Origin of the sequence: Cupriavidus sp. NPDC089707, assembly GCF_044748965.1 — a bacterium.
In the GTDB taxonomy this organism is placed as follows: domain Bacteria; phylum Pseudomonadota; class Gammaproteobacteria; order Burkholderiales; family Burkholderiaceae; genus Cupriavidus.
In genome coordinates this window covers 257,489-273,080 of sequence record NZ_JBIVHB010000005.1, presented here as the reverse complement: position 1 = coordinate 273,080, position 15,592 = coordinate 257,489, and the positions used below count along the sequence as shown (strand labels likewise).

Here is a 15,592-nt window from a genome sequence, read left to right as displayed (position 1 = left end):
AACCCAAGGAGCCCGCGCATGAGCGCCAGCAATGAACGGATCATCGTCACCATCGAAGGCGGCGTCGCCGACGTCCGCCTGAACCGACCGGACAAGATGAATGCGCTCGACCAGGCGATGTTCGACGCACTGATCGAGACCGGCGAGCAACTGGCGCGCACGCAGGACCTGCGCGCCGTGGTGCTGTCGGGCGAAGGCCGCGCCTTCTGCGCGGGCCTGGACATGGGCCGCATGGCCGGCATGCTGTCCGGCGATGGCGGCAGCAGCGAGAGCGACAGCATTGGCGGCGGACGGCTCGGCAACCGCACCAATGGCATTTCCAACCGCCCGCAATATGCCTGCATGGTGTGGCGCGAACTGCCGGTGCCGGTGTTCGCGGCGGTGCACGGCGTGGCCTTCGGCGGCGGCTTGCAGGTGGCGCTGGGCGCCGACGTGCGCTACGTCGCGCCCGATACCAAGCTGTCGGTGATGGAAATGAAATGGGGCCTCGTGCCCGATATGGCCGGCATGGTGCTGACGCGCGGTCTGGTACGTCCCGACGTGCTGCGCGAGCTGATCTACAGCGCGCGCGTGCTCAGCGGCACCGAAGCGTGCGAGCTGGGGCTCGCCACTTACGTTGCCGACGACCCGCGCGCAGCGGCACTGGCAGCGGCGCGCCAGGTCGCGCAGAAGAACCCGGATGCGATCCGCGCTGCCAAGCGGCTGATGGCGCTGGTCGAGCGCGGCGACAATGCCGCCATCCTGCAGGCTGAGTCGGACGAGCAGGACCGCCTGGTCGGCTCCTCCAACCAGCGTGAGGCGGTGCTGGCCAACATGGAGAAACGCGCGCCGCGTTTTGACCCGGCGCGTTGATGTCTGCCGCTCAACGGTGGCGGTGGTGGCGGTGGTGGCGCCTGCGGCGCCACCACACCACATAGACCGCCACGTTGACCACCAGCACTACCAGGCCGAGCCAGAACTGCACGGCAGGCGTCAGGCCCGCCGGATAGATCAGCGGCAATAAATAACGTTCGATGAATCCGCCGCTGTAGCCCGCCTCCCCCGCGGCACGGCGCAGTGCGTTTTCCAGCGGCGTCAGCGGGCAGGTCCCCCCGACCCACTCGATCAGAACGCCCCACACGGCGGCCGGCACGTGCACCCAGGCCAGCCGCGGCCAGCGCAGCACCAGCAGGCCGCCGGCCACCACGAACACGATAAACAGTCCGTGTACGACGACGACCAGATCGGCCAGCCAGGCTGCCATCGCCATCTCGCCCCGTTGCGCTCAGTCGCCGTTGCCGCCGGCCATCCAGTAGCCGGGGCGCGCGAACTGCGCTTTCAGGTGCTCGATAAAGAAGCGGATCTTCGCCGGCACCGGGCGCTGCTGCGGATACACCGCGAGGATGTCGTAGTCGGGCAGCGCGTATTCATCGAGTACGGTAATCAGCTCGCCGCTCTCCAGTTGCGGCAGGATCTCCCAGGTTGAGCGCCAGCCCAGCCCCAGTCCCTCGCCGGTCCAGCGGTGCAGCAGTTCGCCGTCGTTGCAGTCGAGGTTGCCGTTGACGCGCACCGTCACGGTCTTGCCGTTCTGGCTGAAGTACCAGCCGCGCTGCTGGCCGCCCTGCAGGTTGAACGCCAGGCAGTTGTGGTGCTCGAGGTCGTCCAGCGTCTGCGGCACGCCGTGTTTGGCGAAGTAAGCGGGCGTGCCGCACACCACGCGCTTGTTCGACGCCAGCTTGATCGCGACAAAGTTGGGGTCGATCGCGCCGCCGATGCGGATGCCCACGTCATAGCCCTCGCGCACCAGGTCGACCACGCGGTCGGTCAGGTTGAACGAGATCTGCACTTCCGGGTTGGCGGCCAGGAAGGCCGGCGCGTGCGGTGCCACATGCTTGCGGCCGAACGCGGCCGGCGCCGACACGATCAGGTGGCCGGTGGCCTTGTGCTTGCCTTCGGCGATCAGCATCTCGGCGCGGTCCAGGTCGGCGAGCGCCTTCTTGCATTGCTCCATGAACACTGCGCCCTGCTCGGTCACGGCGATGCGGCGCGTGGAGCGGTGCAACAGCTTGACGCCGATACGCGCTTCCAATGCGTTGATGCGGCGGCCGATCATCACCGGCGTGACGTTCTGCGTCAGCGCCGCGGCGGCCATGCTGCCATGCTCCACCACGGCGATAAAGGCTTCGATTTGCTTGAGTTTGTCCATCAGATATCAGTCTCCCGGGCGCCATTGTGCGGCATCGGCGCCGCCGTGGCATCCCGGCGGCGCTTATGAAGCAGATCGGGCCCGGCGCATGGCGGGCGGCGCGTCGCGGCGCTGGCGGGCACAATGCCGCACTTCGCGGCTGAATTCGGCGCACGCGTGCGTCATCAGGTCGACCGAGCGATAGACGAGAAACACGCGGAAATCCGGCAGCTCATCCTGGATCGGCAGCGGCACCAGCTGGTCGCTGGCCAGCTGCAACGGGCCGCCGGTGCCGTGGAAGACGAAATCCGACCACATGCTGATCAGGTCGGTGCGGGTGGCCAGTTGCAGGCCGAGCAGGTTCGATGCGCTCTGCACCACCCGGCGCGGCATCTCCATCCGGTGCAGCCGCATCAGGCTGGCGAGCGGGCTGCCGGCATCGTCGACCGGATCGAGCACCAGCCAGTCGGCGTCGAGCAGTGGCCGCAGCCGGCGCGTGCGTCGCAGCGGATGGCCGGCGCGCACCGCCAGCTTCATGCCGACCGAGAACAGCGGCTCCCACTGCAGCGACGCCGAGCCCGGGCCGCTGTTGGTGGAGATCAGCCCCAGGTCGAGCCGCCCCTCGCGCAACCCTTCCTGGATCTGCTGCGGGCGCAGCTCGAAGCCCCGCAGCGCCACGTTGGGAAAGCGCTGCCGGAACGCCGCGATCGCCGCGGGAAGCGGGCCGCTAGACGCCACCGCGGTAAAGCCGATATTGAGCTCGGCCTCTGCATGGCCGCGGATCGACTCGATGTCTTCCAGCGCGTGCCGCAGTTCTTGCTCGACCACGCTGGCGCGCTTGACCAGCGCCAGACCGTAGGCGGTCAGGCTGACGCCGCGCACCGAGCGCGACAGCAGCGTCACGCCCAGCTCACGCTCCAGCTCGGCAATCGCCTTGGACAGCGCTGGCTGCGAGATATGCAGCGCGCGCGCCGCTTCATGGATGCTGCCGTGCTCGGCCACGGCCAGCAGGACCCGCAGTTGGTGCAGCTTCATCGTTTGTGCTTGGTTAGTACCAAAGGCTCACTTACCGCGCTGACAAGTCGACCATGCCGCCGGTTTGCTCCCCTCTCCCATGAATGGGAGAGCAAGGGGAGAGAACATGCGCAGCTTGGACTCAATCAGCAGGCTCACCACCAGGGCCTTTGCAGCCGGCTTCAGTAGTTAACCTTATACCCGCAAGCCACCGGTTATGACGGTGATTCGATCTGGTTATCAGGATGAAAATATATGATTCTTCGTCCCGGTCCGTTTGCCTGAATACTCAGCGCCACAGGTTGCCAACCTGACTGCCGCGCGAGCCGATCCTGGGCACCGGGCCCCTACAACACCGGTCCGCCGTGCGTGCAGCCCCCCACCAGTTCGTGGAGACCTTGCATGAACGACGCCACCCTCGCAACGCCTGCCAGCGTCGCGGCCACCGCCACCGCCACCGCCACCGCCATCGCCACCGCCACCGCCAGCAGGCCCCGCAACCAGAGCCAGTTCCGCCTGATCGCGGCGTGCTCGCTGGGTAATGCGCTGGAGATGTTCGATTTCACCGTCTACAGCTTCTTCTCGCTGCTGATCGGCAAGCTGTTCTTTCCCTCCGACAGTCCCTACGGCTCGTTGCTGCTGGCGGTGGCCACCTTCGGCATCGGCTTCGTGATGCGCCCGCTGGGCGGCGTGGTGATCGGCAGCTACGCCGACCGGCGCGGCCGCAAGGCGGCGATGACGCTGACCATTGGCCTGATGGTGCTGGGTACGCTATGTATCGCGCTGGCGCCGCCGTATGTGTCGGCCGGCATTGCCGGCTCGCTGATGATCGTGGCGGGGCGCTTGCTCCAGGGCTTTTCGCTCGGCGGCGAGATCGGTGCCTCGACCGCGATGCTGATGGAAGCCGGCGGGGTCAAGGGCCGTGGCTGGCGCGTCAGCTGGCAGCTCGGCAGCCAGGGCATCTCGGCGCTGCTGGGCGCGCTCACCGGCGCCACGCTGTACGCCGTGCTGCCGACCGCGTCGCTGGAAAGCTGGGGATGGCGCATACCGTTCCTGGTCGGCCTGCTGATCGCGCCGGTGGGGCTGTATATCCGTGCGCATCTCGACGAAACCCACCAGGCCGACGCCCATGCGCCGAGCCCGCTCGGCGAGCTGTTTCGCAACCACTGGACCACCGTGCTCAAGGGCATCCTGGCGACCACGGCCGGCACCGCGACGATGTACCTGGTGGTGTTCTTCATGCCGACCTACATGATCCGTGTGCTGCATATGCCGGCGTCACTGTCGTTCCTGTCGGGCTGTGTCACCGGGTTGACGCTGACGGTGGTGTCGCTGTTCGCCGGCCGCCTCGCTGACCGCCTGGTCGCGCGCAAGCCGCTGGTGGTGGCCTCGCTGGTGCTCAGCATGCTGGCGGTATACCCGGCGTTCTGGCTGATCAATGCCTACCCGAGCGTGCCGCTGGTGCTGTGCGTGTCGGCGCTGCTGACCGCGCTGGTCAACCTGGGCACCACGCCGATGTTCCTGATGATGCTGGAGATGCTGCCGGCCGGCGTGCGCGCCAGCGGCCTGTCGGTGATCTACAGCGTGGGCGTGACCGTGTTTGGCGGCTCGTCGCAATTCATCGTGACGTGGATGCTGGCCCGCACCGGCAACCCGATGTCGCCGGCCTTCTACATGCTGGTCTGCAGCGTGATCACGCTGCTCGCCGTGCTGCGCATCCGCGAAACCCGCGCCCACTGAACCCTATGCATTTTTCGGAGACCAATCCCATGACCCGAGCACCGACGCTTCAGCCATTCCAGTACCTGCCGCACCTGCTGCCGGCGATAGGCATCGACGCCGAAACCTTCGTCGGCATCCGCCGCCAGATCCACGCGCAGCCCGAACTGGGTTTCGAGGTCGGCGCGACCAGCAGGCTGGTGGCGACGCTGCTGGCCGAATGGGGCTACGAGGTCCACACCGGCATCGGCAAGAGCGGCGTGGTGGGCCGGCTCAAGCGCGGCAGCGGCACGCGCCGGCTCGGCATCCGCGCCGACATGGACGCGCTGCCGATCACCGAGTCCACCGGCCTGCCCTATGCCAGCCGCGTGCCCGGCAAGATGCACGCGTGCGGCCACGACGGCCATACCGCGATCCTGCTGGCGGCGGCCAGGGCGATTGCCGACCAGTCCGATTTCGATGGCACGCTCAACCTGATCTTCCAGCCCGACGAGGAGAACCTGTGCGGCGCGCGCGCGATGATCGAGGACGGGCTCTTCGAGCGCTTCCCGTGCGATGCGATCTTCGCGCTGCACAACATGCCGGGCGTGCCGGCGGGTTCGTTCCGCGTGCTGCCGGGGCCGGTGAGCCTGTCATCGGACGTGGCGGACGTGACCGTGCGCGGCGTGGGCGGCCACGGCGCGATGCCGCACCGTGCGCGCGACCCGATCGCGGCAGCGGCGGCCATCGTCACCGCGCTGCAGACGGTCGTGGCGCGCAATGTCGCGCCGGACGATACCGCAGTGGTGTCGGTCGGCTTTATACGCGGCGGCGCCACGCACAACGTGATTCCGGAAGCCGTGACGCTGGGGCTCAACGTGCGTGCCGCGCGGCCCGAGACGCGCGCGCTGGTCGAGCAGCGCATCCACGAGATCGTCGCGCTGACGGCGCAGGCGCATGGCGTGGAAGCGGAGATCGACTACCGCCAGCTGACGCCGCCGATGGTCAACGCCGAAGCCGAAACGCTGCTGGCGCAGCGCATCTGCACCGAGCTGGTCGGCGCGGACAACGTCGTCACGCAGGCGCCGAAGGGACTCAACGGCAGCGAGGACTTCGCGTGGATGCTTGACGCAGTGCCGGGGTGTTACCTGATCCTTGGCAATGGCGAAGGCGAGTTCGGCGGCTGCATGGTGCACAATCCCGGCTACGACTTCAACGACGCCGTGCTGCCGCTGGGCGCGGCGGCCTGGGTGCGGCTGGTGCAGGCCTATCTCGCCGCAGCCTGATCACGTCTGATTAAGTACGCTTGCTTGAGTACGCCAGTTTGATTCACGCCTCCTGCCGGGCGACGGCGCGTTGGGCGCGCCGCGCCTCCAGTTCGGCATTCATCCGCGCGGCCTCGCCCAGCACGTAGGCCAGCCGCCGCAGCGGCCGGCTGCACTGCACGTGCAGGTACAAGTAGCCGGCGCCACCGGCGACCAGCATCGCGCCATAGCCCCACAGCAGCAGCGGCACCGTCTGCTCCGGACGCGGCAAGGTACGCCACATGCTGGCCAGCACCACCGCGGCGGGCGCCAGCGCCAGCAGCAAGCCCACGGTACGCGCGGCGCCTTCCCATAACCGCAGCTGCAAGGCCACGCGCCGCTGGCGCGCCTCCAGTTGCGCCGGCGGAATGCGCGCCAACTGTCGCAGCAGCGCGTCTTCGGCCGCGCGCTGGCGGTCCATTTTTCGGGCTTGCCAGCGCAGCGGGTTGCGCAGCCTGGCCAGCACCGAGCGCGTGCGCGCCAGCCCGGCACCCACATAGCAGGCGGCCGCCGTGGCCAGGAACGCCTCAAACGCGCGCAGCGACCACGGCGGCACCGGGTGCTTCAGCCATAGCCGCCACACGGCAAGCGCCCCGCCGCCAAGCAGGGTCGCCACCAGCGCGACGACAAAGCCGATCCACAGCAAGCGGGCCAGCCCACCGGCCGGCGGGCTTTCCGATGGCGGCGCGGGCGCGCTGGGGGCTTCGAGCGCTTCAAGCAGTTCGTAGGTGGGCGGGAGCCTGGAATACATAGTCGGCATGGGCAACAGGATGGCGCCATTTTCGCCGCTCAGGCACGTGCCGGATAGTCAGCACGACGAGCGGTGCCGGGGCGTACCTACCGCTGCGCAGCGTGGCCGCTTCATCACACCATATATCCAATTGCATACGCTGGCGTGCCAGCGGGGACCGTCTCATCAGGCTTCCAAGGCCACATTCCATACCCAAAGTATCGAATCAACTGATCGTCCTTCTGTTTATCCAGCCCGGTTCGGGGAATAGGATCGACTCCAATGCGAATCCCACCACCATTGGAGACAAGATCATGGCAAAGATGAGAGCAATCGACGCGGCAATCGCCGTGCTGGAGAAGGAAGGCGTGACCACGGCGTTCGGCGTGCCGGGCGCGGCCATCAACCCGTTCTACTCGGCAATGCGCAAGTCGGGCAACATCAACCACGTGCTGGCCCGCCACGTCGAGGGCGCCTCGCACATGGCCGAAGGCTACACCCGTGCCGAGCCCGGCAACATCGGCGTCTGCGTCGGTACCTCGGGCCCCGCCGGCACCGACATGATCACCGGCCTGTACTCGGCCTGGGCGGATTCGATCCCCATTCTCTGCATTACCGGCCAGGCCCCGCGCGCGCGCCTGTACAAGGAAGACTTCCAGGCCGTCGATATCGAATCGATCGCCAAGCCCGTGACCAAGTGGGCCGTGACCGTGCGCGAGCCGGCGCTGGTGCCGCAGGTGTTCCAGCAAGCCTTCCACATCATGCGTTCGGGCCGCCCGGGTCCGGTGCTGGTCGACCTGCCGTTCGACGTGCAGGTGGCCGAAATCGAATTCGATATCGACACCTACCAGTCGCTGCAGCCGTACAAGCCGGCTGCCTCGCGCGCCCAGATCGAGAAGGCCATCTCGATGCTGAACGCGGCCGAGCGCCCGCTGATCGTGTGCGGCGGCGGCGTGATCAACGCTGACGCGTCGGAACTGCTGGTCGAGTTCGCCGAACTGGTCAACGTGCCGGTGGTGCCGACCCTGATGGGCTGGGGCGTGCTGGCCGACGACCATCCGCTGCAAGCCGGCATGGTCGGCCTGCAGACCTCGCACCGCTATGGCAACGCAACGCTGCTGGCCTCGGACTTCGTGATGGGCATCGGCAACCGCTGGGCCAACCGCCACACCGGCAGCGTCGATGTCTACACCAAGGGCCGCAAGTTCGTGCACGTCGATATCGAGCCCACCCAGATCGGCCGCGTGTTCGGCCCGGACCTGGGCATCGTCTCGGACGCCAAGGCCGCGCTGGAGCTGTTCGTTGAAGTCGCCCGCGAAATGAAGATGGCCGGCCGCCTGCCGTGCCGCAAGTCGTGGGTCGCAGACGTGCAGAAGCGCCGCCGCACCATGCAGCGCAAGAGCGACTTCGACAACGTGCCGGTCAAGCCGCAGCGGGTGTACCGCGAGATGAACCAGTACTTCCCGCGCGACGTGCGTTATGTCAGCACCATCGGCCTGTCGCAGATCGCCGCCGCGCAGTTCCTGTCGGTCAATGAGCCGCGTCACTGGATCAACTGCGGCCAGGCCGGCCCGCTGGGCTGGACCATCCCGGCTGCGATCGGCGTGAAGACTGCCTCGCCGGATTCGGATGTGGTGGCAATCTCGGGCGACTACGACTTCCAGTTCATGATCGAAGAACTGGCCGTGGCCGCGCAGTTCAAGGTGCCGTACATCCACGTGGTGGTGAACAACTCCTACCTGGGCCTGATCCGCCAGGCGCAGCGCAACTTCGAGATGGACTACTGCGTGCAGCTGGCCTTCGACAACGTCAACGCGCCCGAGCTGAACGGTTATGGCGTCGACCACGTCAAGGTGGTGGAAGGCCTGGGCTGCAAGGCGATCCGCGTGTTCAAGCCGGAAGACATCGCCCCGGCCTTCGCCGAAGCGCGCGACCTGATGGCCGAATTCTCGGTGCCAGTGGTGGTCGAGGTGATCCTGGAGCGCGTGACCAACATCGCGATGGGCACCGAGATCGACAACATCAACGAGTTCGAGCCGATCGAGGACATCGAGGATGCCGACGAAGCCATCCTGACCGAAGAAGTGGAAACGGCGTAAGACGCTTCCCGCCCCCTGCAGGACCATCCGTCATCCCCGCGAAAGCGGGGATCCAGCGTCTTTTCAAAAGTCACTGGGTTCCCGCCCACGTGCCCTCCGGGTATGTGCGGGAACGACAAGAAAAACCAAGTCACAGGAGATGACAAATGACCAAACTTGCGGCCAACCTCACCATGCTGTTCAACGAAGCGGGCTTTCTCGACCGCTTCGAAGCCGCCGCGCGCGCGGGTTTCCGCGGCGTGGAATTCCTCTTCCCGTATGCGTTCCACGCGGACCAGATCGCTGACCGACTGAACCGCTTCCAGCTGGACCTGGTGCTGCACAACCTGCCCGCCGGCAAGTGGGACGCGGGCGAGCGCGGCATTGCCTGCCACCCGGACCGCGTCGGCGAGTTCCAGGACGGCGTGGGCGAGGCCATCAAGTACGCCAAGGTGCTGGGCGTGCGCCAGCTGAACTGCCTGGTCGGCATCCTGCCGCAGAACGTCAAGCGCGAGCAGGCCCAGGAAACGCTGGTGGAAAACCTGCGCTTCGCCGCCAGCGCGCTGGCCGCCGAGCATATCGACCTGCTCGTCGAGCCGATCAACACCTTCGACATCCCCGGCTTCTTCCTGTCGCGCACGCAGCAGGCTGTCGACCTGATCAACCAGGTCAACGCGCCCAACCTGTACGTGCAGTACGACATCTATCACATGCAGCGGATGGAAGGCGAGATCGCCAACACCATCAAGGCCAACCTGCCGAAGATCAAGCACGTGCAGCTGGCCGACAACCCCGGCCGCAACGAGCCGGGCACGGGCGAGCTGAACTACCAGTACCTGTTCAAGTTCCTGGACGAGATCGGCTACACCGGCTGGATCGGCTGCGAATACAAGCCGAAGACCACGACGGAAGCCGGCCTGGGCTGGCGCGCCGCGCACGGCGTGCAGTAAGCCCCGCGGTAACCCCGCAGTAACCCGTTACCACCTACGCGAACCAAGACAGACTTACTCTCAAGCAAGGAGACATCAATATGGCAAACCAACGCAACGTCGGCTTCATCGGCCTGGGCATCATGGGCGCACCGATGGCGGGCCACCTGCGCGCCGCCGGCCACACGCTGTTCGTGCATGACGTCAACCCGGCCCCGCAAGCGCTGGTCGATGCAGGCGTGACCGTCTGCACCAGCGCCGAGGAAGTCGCCAAGCGCGCCGACATCATCGTCATCATGGTGCCGGACACGCCGCACGTTGAGGCCGTGCTGTTTGCCGACAAGGGCGTTGCCGCCGCGCTGAAGGCCGCCGGCAAGGAAGCCAGCTACAGCAAGATCGTGGTCGACATGAGCTCGATCTCGCCGATCGCCACCAAGGACTTTGCCGCGCGCATCAACAAGCTGGGCGCTTCGTACCTGGACGCGCCGGTGTCGGGTGGCGAAGTCGGCGCCAAGGCCGCATCGCTGACGATCATGGTCGGCGGCCCGCAAGAAGCCTTTGACCAGGTCAAGCCGCTGTTCGAGCTGATGGGCAAGAACGTCACGCTGGTGGGCGGCAACGGCGACGGCCAGACCACCAAGGTGGCCAACCAGATCATCGTGGCGCTGAACATCCAGGCCGTGTCCGAAGCCCTGCTGTTTGCCTCGAAGGCCGGCGCCGATCCGGCCAAGGTGCGCGAGGCGCTGATGGGCGGCTTTGCGGCCTCGCGCATCCTGGAGGTGCATGGCGATCGCATGGTCAAGCGCACCTTCGATCCGGGCTTCCGCATCGAACTGCACCAGAAGGACCTGAACCTGGCGCTGCAGGGCGCCAAGGCGCTGGGCGTGGCGCTGCCCAACACCGCCACCGCGCAGGAGCTGTTCAACACCTGCTCCGCCAACGGCCTGGGCAAGCAAGATCACTCGGCCCTGTGCCGCGCGATCGAGATCATGTCTAACCACCAGATCGCCAAGTAAGCAGTGCCCCAGTCGTCCCCGCCCAGCGGGGACGACTAGCTTTTCCCGTCAGCACCAGGATTCTTCATGCTCGCCACCGAACCCCAAGCCGCCCTGCTGTCGCCCCAGCGCACGGCAGCCCATTCCGGACAGATCAATCCTCGCGCGCTGCTGCGCGACCTGTTCGATACCGCGGTCGCTTCCGTCAGCGCCAGCCACTGCCTGCCGCCGCACCTGCCCGCGCCGCCCAAGGGCCGCACCGTGGTAATCGGCGCCGGCAAGGCCGCCGCCGCGATGGCGCAGGCGGTGGAAGCGAACTGGCAAGGCGAGCTGTCGGGCCTGGTGGTGACGCGCTACGGCCATGGCGCCGATTGCAAGCGCATTGAAGTGGTGGAAGCCGCGCACCCCGTTCCCGATGAAGCCGGCGCGCGCGCCGCGCAGCGCATGGTGGAACTGGTGCAGGGCCTGACCGCCGACGACCTGGTGCTGTGCCTGATTTCCGGCGGCGGTTCCGCGCTGCTGGCCGCACCTGCGCCGGGCCTGACGCTGGCCGACAAGCAAGCCGTGAACAAGGCGCTGCTCAAGAGCGGCGCAAGCATCGGCGAGATGAACTGCGTGCGCAAGCACCTGTCCGCGCTCAAGGGCGGACGCCTGGCGCTGCACTGCGCGCCGGCGCGCGTGGAGACGCTGCTGATTTCCGATATACCCGGCGATGACCCGACCCTCATTGCCAGCGGCCCGACGCTGCCCGATGCGACCACCTGCGCCGATGCGCTCGCCGTGATCGCCAAGTACGGCATCGACGTACCCGCCAACGTGCGCGCGCACCTGGAGAGCGGTGCCGGCGAAACGCCCAAGCCGGGCGACGCGCGCTTTGAAGGCCATCGTAATGTGACGCTGGCCACCGCGCAGCAATCGCTGGAAGCCGCCGCGGCGCGTGCGCGCGAACTGGGCTTCGAGGCGCACATCCTGTCCGACTGCATCGAAGGCGAAGCGCGCGAAGTGGCCGAAGTCCACGCCGCCATCGCGCGCCAGGTTGCGCAGCGCGGCCAGCCCTTCAGCAGGCCGTGCGTGCTGCTGTCCGGCGGCGAAACCACCGTAACCGTGCGCGGCAAGGGCCGCGGCGGCCGCAACGCGGAGTTCCTGCTGTCGCTGGCGGTGGCGCTCGACGGCCTGCCCGGCGTGCATGCGATCGCCGGCGATACCGACGGCATCGACGGCTCCGAAGACAACGCCGGCGCGCTGCTGTCGCCCGACACGCTGACCCGCGCCGCCGCGCGTGGGCTGAATGCGCGCGCGCACCTTGAGAACAACGACGGCTACGGCTTCTTTGCCGGCGTGGACGACCTGATCGTCACTGGCCCGACCCGCACCAACGTGAACGACTTCCGCGCGATTTTGATTGCGTGATTTTTCGTCGTTCCCGCCCACGTGCCCTCCGGGTATGCGCGGGAATGACGGAGTGGTCCAGCAACGTAGTACCGATTGACTCGCGGCGCCGACGCGCCGCTACCGAGAATGGAAGAGGAGACATCATGAGACGCCAGCGCAAAGCGAAGATCGTGGCCACGCTCGGCCCCGCCAGCACCGACATCGCGGTGATCCGCGCGCTGTTCGAGGCCGGCGCGGACGTGTTCCGCCTGAACTTCAGTCACGGCACGCACGACGACCACCGCGCGCGCTACGACGCGGTGCGCCAGATCGAGGCCGAGACCGGCCGCCCCATCGCGGTGCTGGCTGACCTGCAAGGCCCCAAGCTGCGCATCGGCACCTTCGCCGCGGGCAAGGTCGCGGTACGCACGGGTGACGTGTTCGTGCTTGACAGCGATCCCACGCCCGGCGACGGCACCCGCGTCTACCTGCCGCACCCCGAGCTGTTCGAAGCCGCGCAGCCGGGCCAGTCGCTGCTGATCGACGACGGCAAGGTGCGCCTGGCGATCGAGTCGGTGACCACCGGCACCATCACCACGCGCGTGGCCAACAACGGCACGCTGTCAGACCGCAAGGGCGTGAACGTGCCCGACGCCGTCATCCCTATTCCCGCGCTGACGGCGAAGGACCGCAAGGACCTGGACTTCGCGCTGTCGCTGGGCGCCGACTGGATCGGGCTGTCGTTCGTGCAGCGTCCGTCCGACATCGTCGAAGCGCGCGAGATCGTCGGCACCCGTGCCGGCATTCTGTCGAAGATCGAGAAGCCGGCCGCGCTGCAGCAGCTGGAAGAGATCGTGCGCGTGTCTGATTCGGTGATGGTGGCGCGCGGCGACCTGGGCGTGGAATTGCCGCCCGAGCGCGTGCCCGGCGTGCAGAAGCGCATCCTGCGCGTGTGCCGCCAGCTGGGCAAGCCGGTGGTGATCGCCACGCAGATGCTCGAATCGATGATCGATTCACCGGTGCCGACGCGTGCCGAAGCGTCGGACGTGGCCAGCGCGATCTATGAAGGCGCCGATGCGGTGATGCTGTCGGCCGAGTCGGCCAACGGCCGCTACCCGGTGCAGGCGGTGTCGATGATGAACCGCATCGTCACCGAGGTCGAGCGCGACCCGCTGTACCGCAACCTGCTCGACGCGCAGCACGAGACCCCGCTGAACACGCGCCAGGATGCGATCTGCGCCGCGCTGCGCGAAGTCACGCAGATCATCGGCGCGGCGGCGACGGTGACCTATACGTCGTCGGGCGCCACCGCGTTGCGCGCAGCGCGCGAACGGCCGTGCGCGCCGATCGTCAGCATCACGCCGAACCTGGAGATCGCGCGCCGGCTGGCGATCGCGTGGGGCATCCACTCCACCGTGAGCCCGGACGTGCAGAGCGTCGACGAGATGGTCGAAGCCGCGACGCGCGCGGCACTGGCGGAAGGCTACGCCGCGCCTGGCGACCAGATCACCATCGCGGCCGGCATGCCGTTCGGCCAGGGCGGGACGACCAACCTGCTGCGCGTGGCGGAAGTCGGCGCCAGTGCGGTGGCCACGGCTTCGTCCACGCGGGAAGCCGCATTGGCCTAGCCCCAGCATCAGCGTTCCGTCCCCGGGACGTTCAGGTAGTGACCGGACCGGGCGCAAGCCCGGTTTCTTATGTTTGCCGCACACCGCCCGCGTTGCCCGACTCCAGGGTGATCGGGTGGTGTTTTTTTGAGGGGGACCAAAAAGGGCGGGCGGTTTTGGGCACACCCAAGCCGCCCGAACTAGCCTAAGCAAGGTGTTCTCCCTCTCCCCTCATGGGGAGAGGGTTGGGGTGAGGGGTGGGCTAGCAAGGCACCACATCAAGCAAGGCCTTCGGTTTTAATCCACGGGGGCGTCAGCTTTTGACCTTCCCGCCCTCTCCCCCGACCCCTCTCCCGCGCGCGGGAGAGGGGAGAAAACCACCGCCGCGCCCATTGCTATACTGACTTCCACCCCGGCCAGTCCCGGATCCCCCCTCACATTGCCCCAGGAGCCTGCAACATGCGCCTCGATGACGAAGCCGAAAGCCAGCACGTAGAAGACCGCCGTGGCGGATTCGGCGGGCTGGGCGGCAAGTCCATCGGCATTGGCACGGTCATCGTCGCATTGGCCGCGTCTTATTTCTTCGGCATCGACCCGATGCTGATCATGCAGGGCGCATCGGTGCTGCAAGGCTCGGGCCAGCAGCAGCAGCAACAGCAGGCCAGCCGTCCGCCCGCCACCGACCAGATGACGGTCTTCACGCGCAAGGTGCTGGGCAATACCGAGCGCACCTGGCAACACATCTTCGAGACCGAGCTGAACCGCCGCTACGCGCCGCCGACGCTGGTGCTGTTCTCCGGCGCCACGCCGACCGCGTGCGGCACCGGCCAGTCTGCGATGGGCCCGTTCTACTGCCCCGGCGACCAGAAGGTCTATATCGACCTGGCCTTCTATGACGAACTGCGCAAGCGCTTCGGCGCCAGCGGCGACTTTGCCCAGGCGTACGTGATCGCGCACGAGATCGGCCACCATGTGCAGAACCTGCTGGGCGTGTCCGAAAAGGTCGACGCCGCCCGCCGCCGCATGGGCGAGGCGCAGGCCAACCAGTTGTCGGTGCGCATGGAACTGCAGGCCGACTGCCTGGCCGGCGTCTGGGCCGCCACCGCGCAGCGCGCCAACCAGCAGTTGCTGGAACCGGGCGATATCGAAGAAGGCCTGAAGGCCGCCGCCGCGATCGGCGATGACCGGCTGCAGCGCCAGTCGCAAGGCTATGTCGTGCCCGAGGCCTTTACCCACGGCTCCAGCGAGCAGCGCGTGCGCTGGCTGCGCCGCGGCATCGAGTCGGGCGACGTCCGCAAGTGCGACACCTTCGCCGCGCGCGAGCCCTGAAGCCCTGGCGTTTCACCCCCAACGCCGGAGGGGTGCGGCGATGTGACGCTTGCGTTGTCCCGCGCGCCCTTCCGTGTCTATAATCGCGCCAAGGCCGCATCACGACGGCCAGTCTCCGGCGCCGGTCTTTGAAGCTTCATTGACCCCTTGCGCCGCAGCGCCGGGCCCGTCCTCCGGGCCCCCTATGCGCCGCGGCCCGCGCCGGACCCGGTCTGCGGGCCACGCGCCCCCTGACTGAACCGGCACCACGACATCCGGCACGGCCTGCATGGCCCTGCCACCGCCGCGCGGCAAGCCGCGCCGCCATGTCGCTGCCGCTTGCCGCCCATGCTGTCGATGGCGGCGGCGTCTCCACCCGAAAGCCGTTCCGTTC

At 67.5% G+C, this 15,592-nt stretch carries 13 protein-coding genes; 9 read left to right on the top strand and 4 right to left on the bottom strand.

Annotation, left to right across the window (positions count from 1 at the left end; genetic code table 11):
- The first annotated feature begins 18 nt into the window (after positions 1-18).
- On the top strand, positions 19-852 hold the full coding sequence (locus tag ACIP1U_RS11305; RefSeq protein ID WP_400314728.1) for a crotonase/enoyl-CoA hydratase family protein: 834 nt from the start codon (positions 19-21) through the stop codon (positions 850-852).
- 10 nt (positions 853-862) lie between these two features.
- On the opposite strand, the gene ACIP1U_RS11300 is transcribed toward ACIP1U_RS11305, so the two are convergent.
- The 3 genes from ACIP1U_RS11300 to ACIP1U_RS11290 all read right to left on the bottom strand — a co-directional run bounded on the left by ACIP1U_RS11300 (position 863) and on the right by ACIP1U_RS11290 (position 3,199).
- Positions 863-1,249 (bottom strand): DUF2784 domain-containing protein, encoded by a 387-nt coding sequence (locus ACIP1U_RS11300; protein ID WP_400314727.1) that lies wholly within the window; start codon positions 1,247-1,249, stop codon positions 863-865.
- Between the two features lie 15 nt (positions 1,250-1,264).
- Positions 1,265-2,185 (bottom strand): LysR family transcriptional regulator, encoded by a 921-nt coding sequence (locus tag ACIP1U_RS11295; RefSeq protein ID WP_400314726.1) that lies wholly within the window; start codon positions 2,183-2,185, stop codon positions 1,265-1,267.
- A 63-nt stretch (positions 2,186-2,248) separates the two neighbouring features.
- Entirely contained in the window at positions 2,249-3,199 is a 951-nt protein-coding gene (locus ACIP1U_RS11290) for a LysR family transcriptional regulator (RefSeq protein WP_400314725.1), read from the bottom strand.
- Positions 3,200-3,580: 381 nt separating this feature from the next.
- On the opposite strand from ACIP1U_RS11290, the gene ACIP1U_RS11285 reads away from it, so the two are divergent.
- Together ACIP1U_RS11285 and ACIP1U_RS11280 are read left to right on the top strand one after the other, a co-directional pair.
- Positions 3,581-4,918: an MFS transporter gene (locus ACIP1U_RS11285; RefSeq protein WP_400314724.1), complete on the top strand. Its 1,338-nt coding sequence runs from the start codon at positions 3,581-3,583 to the stop codon at positions 4,916-4,918.
- 29 nt (positions 4,919-4,947) lie between these two features.
- The gene (locus ACIP1U_RS11280; RefSeq protein ID WP_400314723.1) at positions 4,948-6,162 is read left to right on the top strand and encodes a M20 aminoacylase family protein; all 1,215 of its coding nucleotides are present in this window, start codon (positions 4,948-4,950) and stop codon (positions 6,160-6,162) included.
- A 43-nt stretch (positions 6,163-6,205) separates the two neighbouring features.
- On the opposite strand, the gene ACIP1U_RS11275 is transcribed toward ACIP1U_RS11280, so the two are convergent.
- Complete coding sequence (locus tag ACIP1U_RS11275) at positions 6,206-6,931, bottom strand: hypothetical protein (RefSeq protein WP_400314722.1); 726 nt, start codon at positions 6,929-6,931, stop codon at positions 6,206-6,208.
- A gap of 293 nt (positions 6,932-7,224) precedes the next feature.
- Here ACIP1U_RS11275 and gcl point away from each other — a divergent pair, with 293 nt between their 5' ends.
- From gcl to ACIP1U_RS11245, 6 genes are all read left to right on the top strand, one after another.
- On the top strand, positions 7,225-9,009 hold the full coding sequence (gcl, locus tag ACIP1U_RS11270; RefSeq protein WP_400314720.1) for a glyoxylate carboligase: 1,785 nt from the start codon (positions 7,225-7,227) through the stop codon (positions 9,007-9,009).
- Positions 9,010-9,155: 146 nt separating this feature from the next.
- Positions 9,156-9,938 (top strand): hydroxypyruvate isomerase, encoded by a 783-nt coding sequence (hyi, locus tag ACIP1U_RS11265; RefSeq protein WP_400314718.1) that lies wholly within the window; start codon positions 9,156-9,158, stop codon positions 9,936-9,938.
- Positions 9,939-10,018: 80 nt separating this feature from the next.
- Positions 10,019-10,933 carry a 2-hydroxy-3-oxopropionate reductase gene (locus ACIP1U_RS11260; protein WP_029046603.1) on the top strand — a complete coding sequence of 305 codons (915 nt, stop codon included), beginning with the start codon at positions 10,019-10,021 and terminating at the stop codon, positions 10,931-10,933.
- Positions 10,934-10,999: 66 nt separating this feature from the next.
- Positions 11,000-12,322: a glycerate kinase gene (locus tag ACIP1U_RS11255; protein WP_400314717.1), complete on the top strand. Its 1,323-nt coding sequence runs from the start codon at positions 11,000-11,002 to the stop codon at positions 12,320-12,322.
- A gap of 125 nt (positions 12,323-12,447) precedes the next feature.
- Entirely contained in the window at positions 12,448-13,911 is a 1,464-nt protein-coding gene (pyk, locus tag ACIP1U_RS11250) for a pyruvate kinase (protein ID WP_400314715.1), read from the top strand.
- A 438-nt stretch (positions 13,912-14,349) separates the two neighbouring features.
- Entirely contained in the window at positions 14,350-15,219 is an 870-nt protein-coding gene (locus ACIP1U_RS11245) for a neutral zinc metallopeptidase (RefSeq protein ID WP_400314713.1), read from the top strand.
- Positions 15,220-15,592: the final 373 nt, after the last annotated feature.

Bases quoted from the DNA above. Each gene is read 5' to 3' on its own strand.
- ACIP1U_RS11300 (WP_400314727.1), bottom strand. From the start codon at position 1,249: ATGGCGATGGCAGCCTGGCTGGCCGATCTGGTCGTCGTCGTACACGGA.
- hyi (WP_400314718.1), top strand. From the start codon at position 9,156: ATGACCAAACTTGCGGCCAACCTCACCATGCTGTTCAACGAAGCGGGC.
- ACIP1U_RS11285 (WP_400314724.1), top strand. From the start codon at position 3,581: ATGAACGACGCCACCCTCGCAACGCCTGCCAGCGTCGCGGCCACCGCC.
- ACIP1U_RS11290 (WP_400314725.1), bottom strand. From the start codon at position 3,199: ATGAAGCTGCACCAACTGCGGGTCCTGCTGGCCGTGGCCGAGCACGGC.
- ACIP1U_RS11255 (WP_400314717.1), top strand. From the start codon at position 11,000: ATGCTCGCCACCGAACCCCAAGCCGCCCTGCTGTCGCCCCAGCGCACG.
- ACIP1U_RS11275 (WP_400314722.1), bottom strand. From the start codon at position 6,931: ATGTATTCCAGGCTCCCGCCCACCTACGAACTGCTTGAAGCGCTCGAA.
- ACIP1U_RS11295 (WP_400314726.1), bottom strand. From the start codon at position 2,185: ATGGACAAACTCAAGCAAATCGAAGCCTTTATCGCCGTGGTGGAGCAT.
- ACIP1U_RS11245 (WP_400314713.1), top strand. From the start codon at position 14,350: ATGCGCCTCGATGACGAAGCCGAAAGCCAGCACGTAGAAGACCGCCGT.
- gcl (WP_400314720.1), top strand. From the start codon at position 7,225: ATGGCAAAGATGAGAGCAATCGACGCGGCAATCGCCGTGCTGGAGAAG.
- ACIP1U_RS11260 (WP_029046603.1), top strand. From the start codon at position 10,019: ATGGCAAACCAACGCAACGTCGGCTTCATCGGCCTGGGCATCATGGGC.
- ACIP1U_RS11305 (WP_400314728.1), top strand. From the start codon at position 19: ATGAGCGCCAGCAATGAACGGATCATCGTCACCATCGAAGGCGGCGTC.
- pyk (WP_400314715.1), top strand. From the start codon at position 12,448: ATGAGACGCCAGCGCAAAGCGAAGATCGTGGCCACGCTCGGCCCCGCC.
- ACIP1U_RS11280 (WP_400314723.1), top strand. From the start codon at position 4,948: ATGACCCGAGCACCGACGCTTCAGCCATTCCAGTACCTGCCGCACCTG.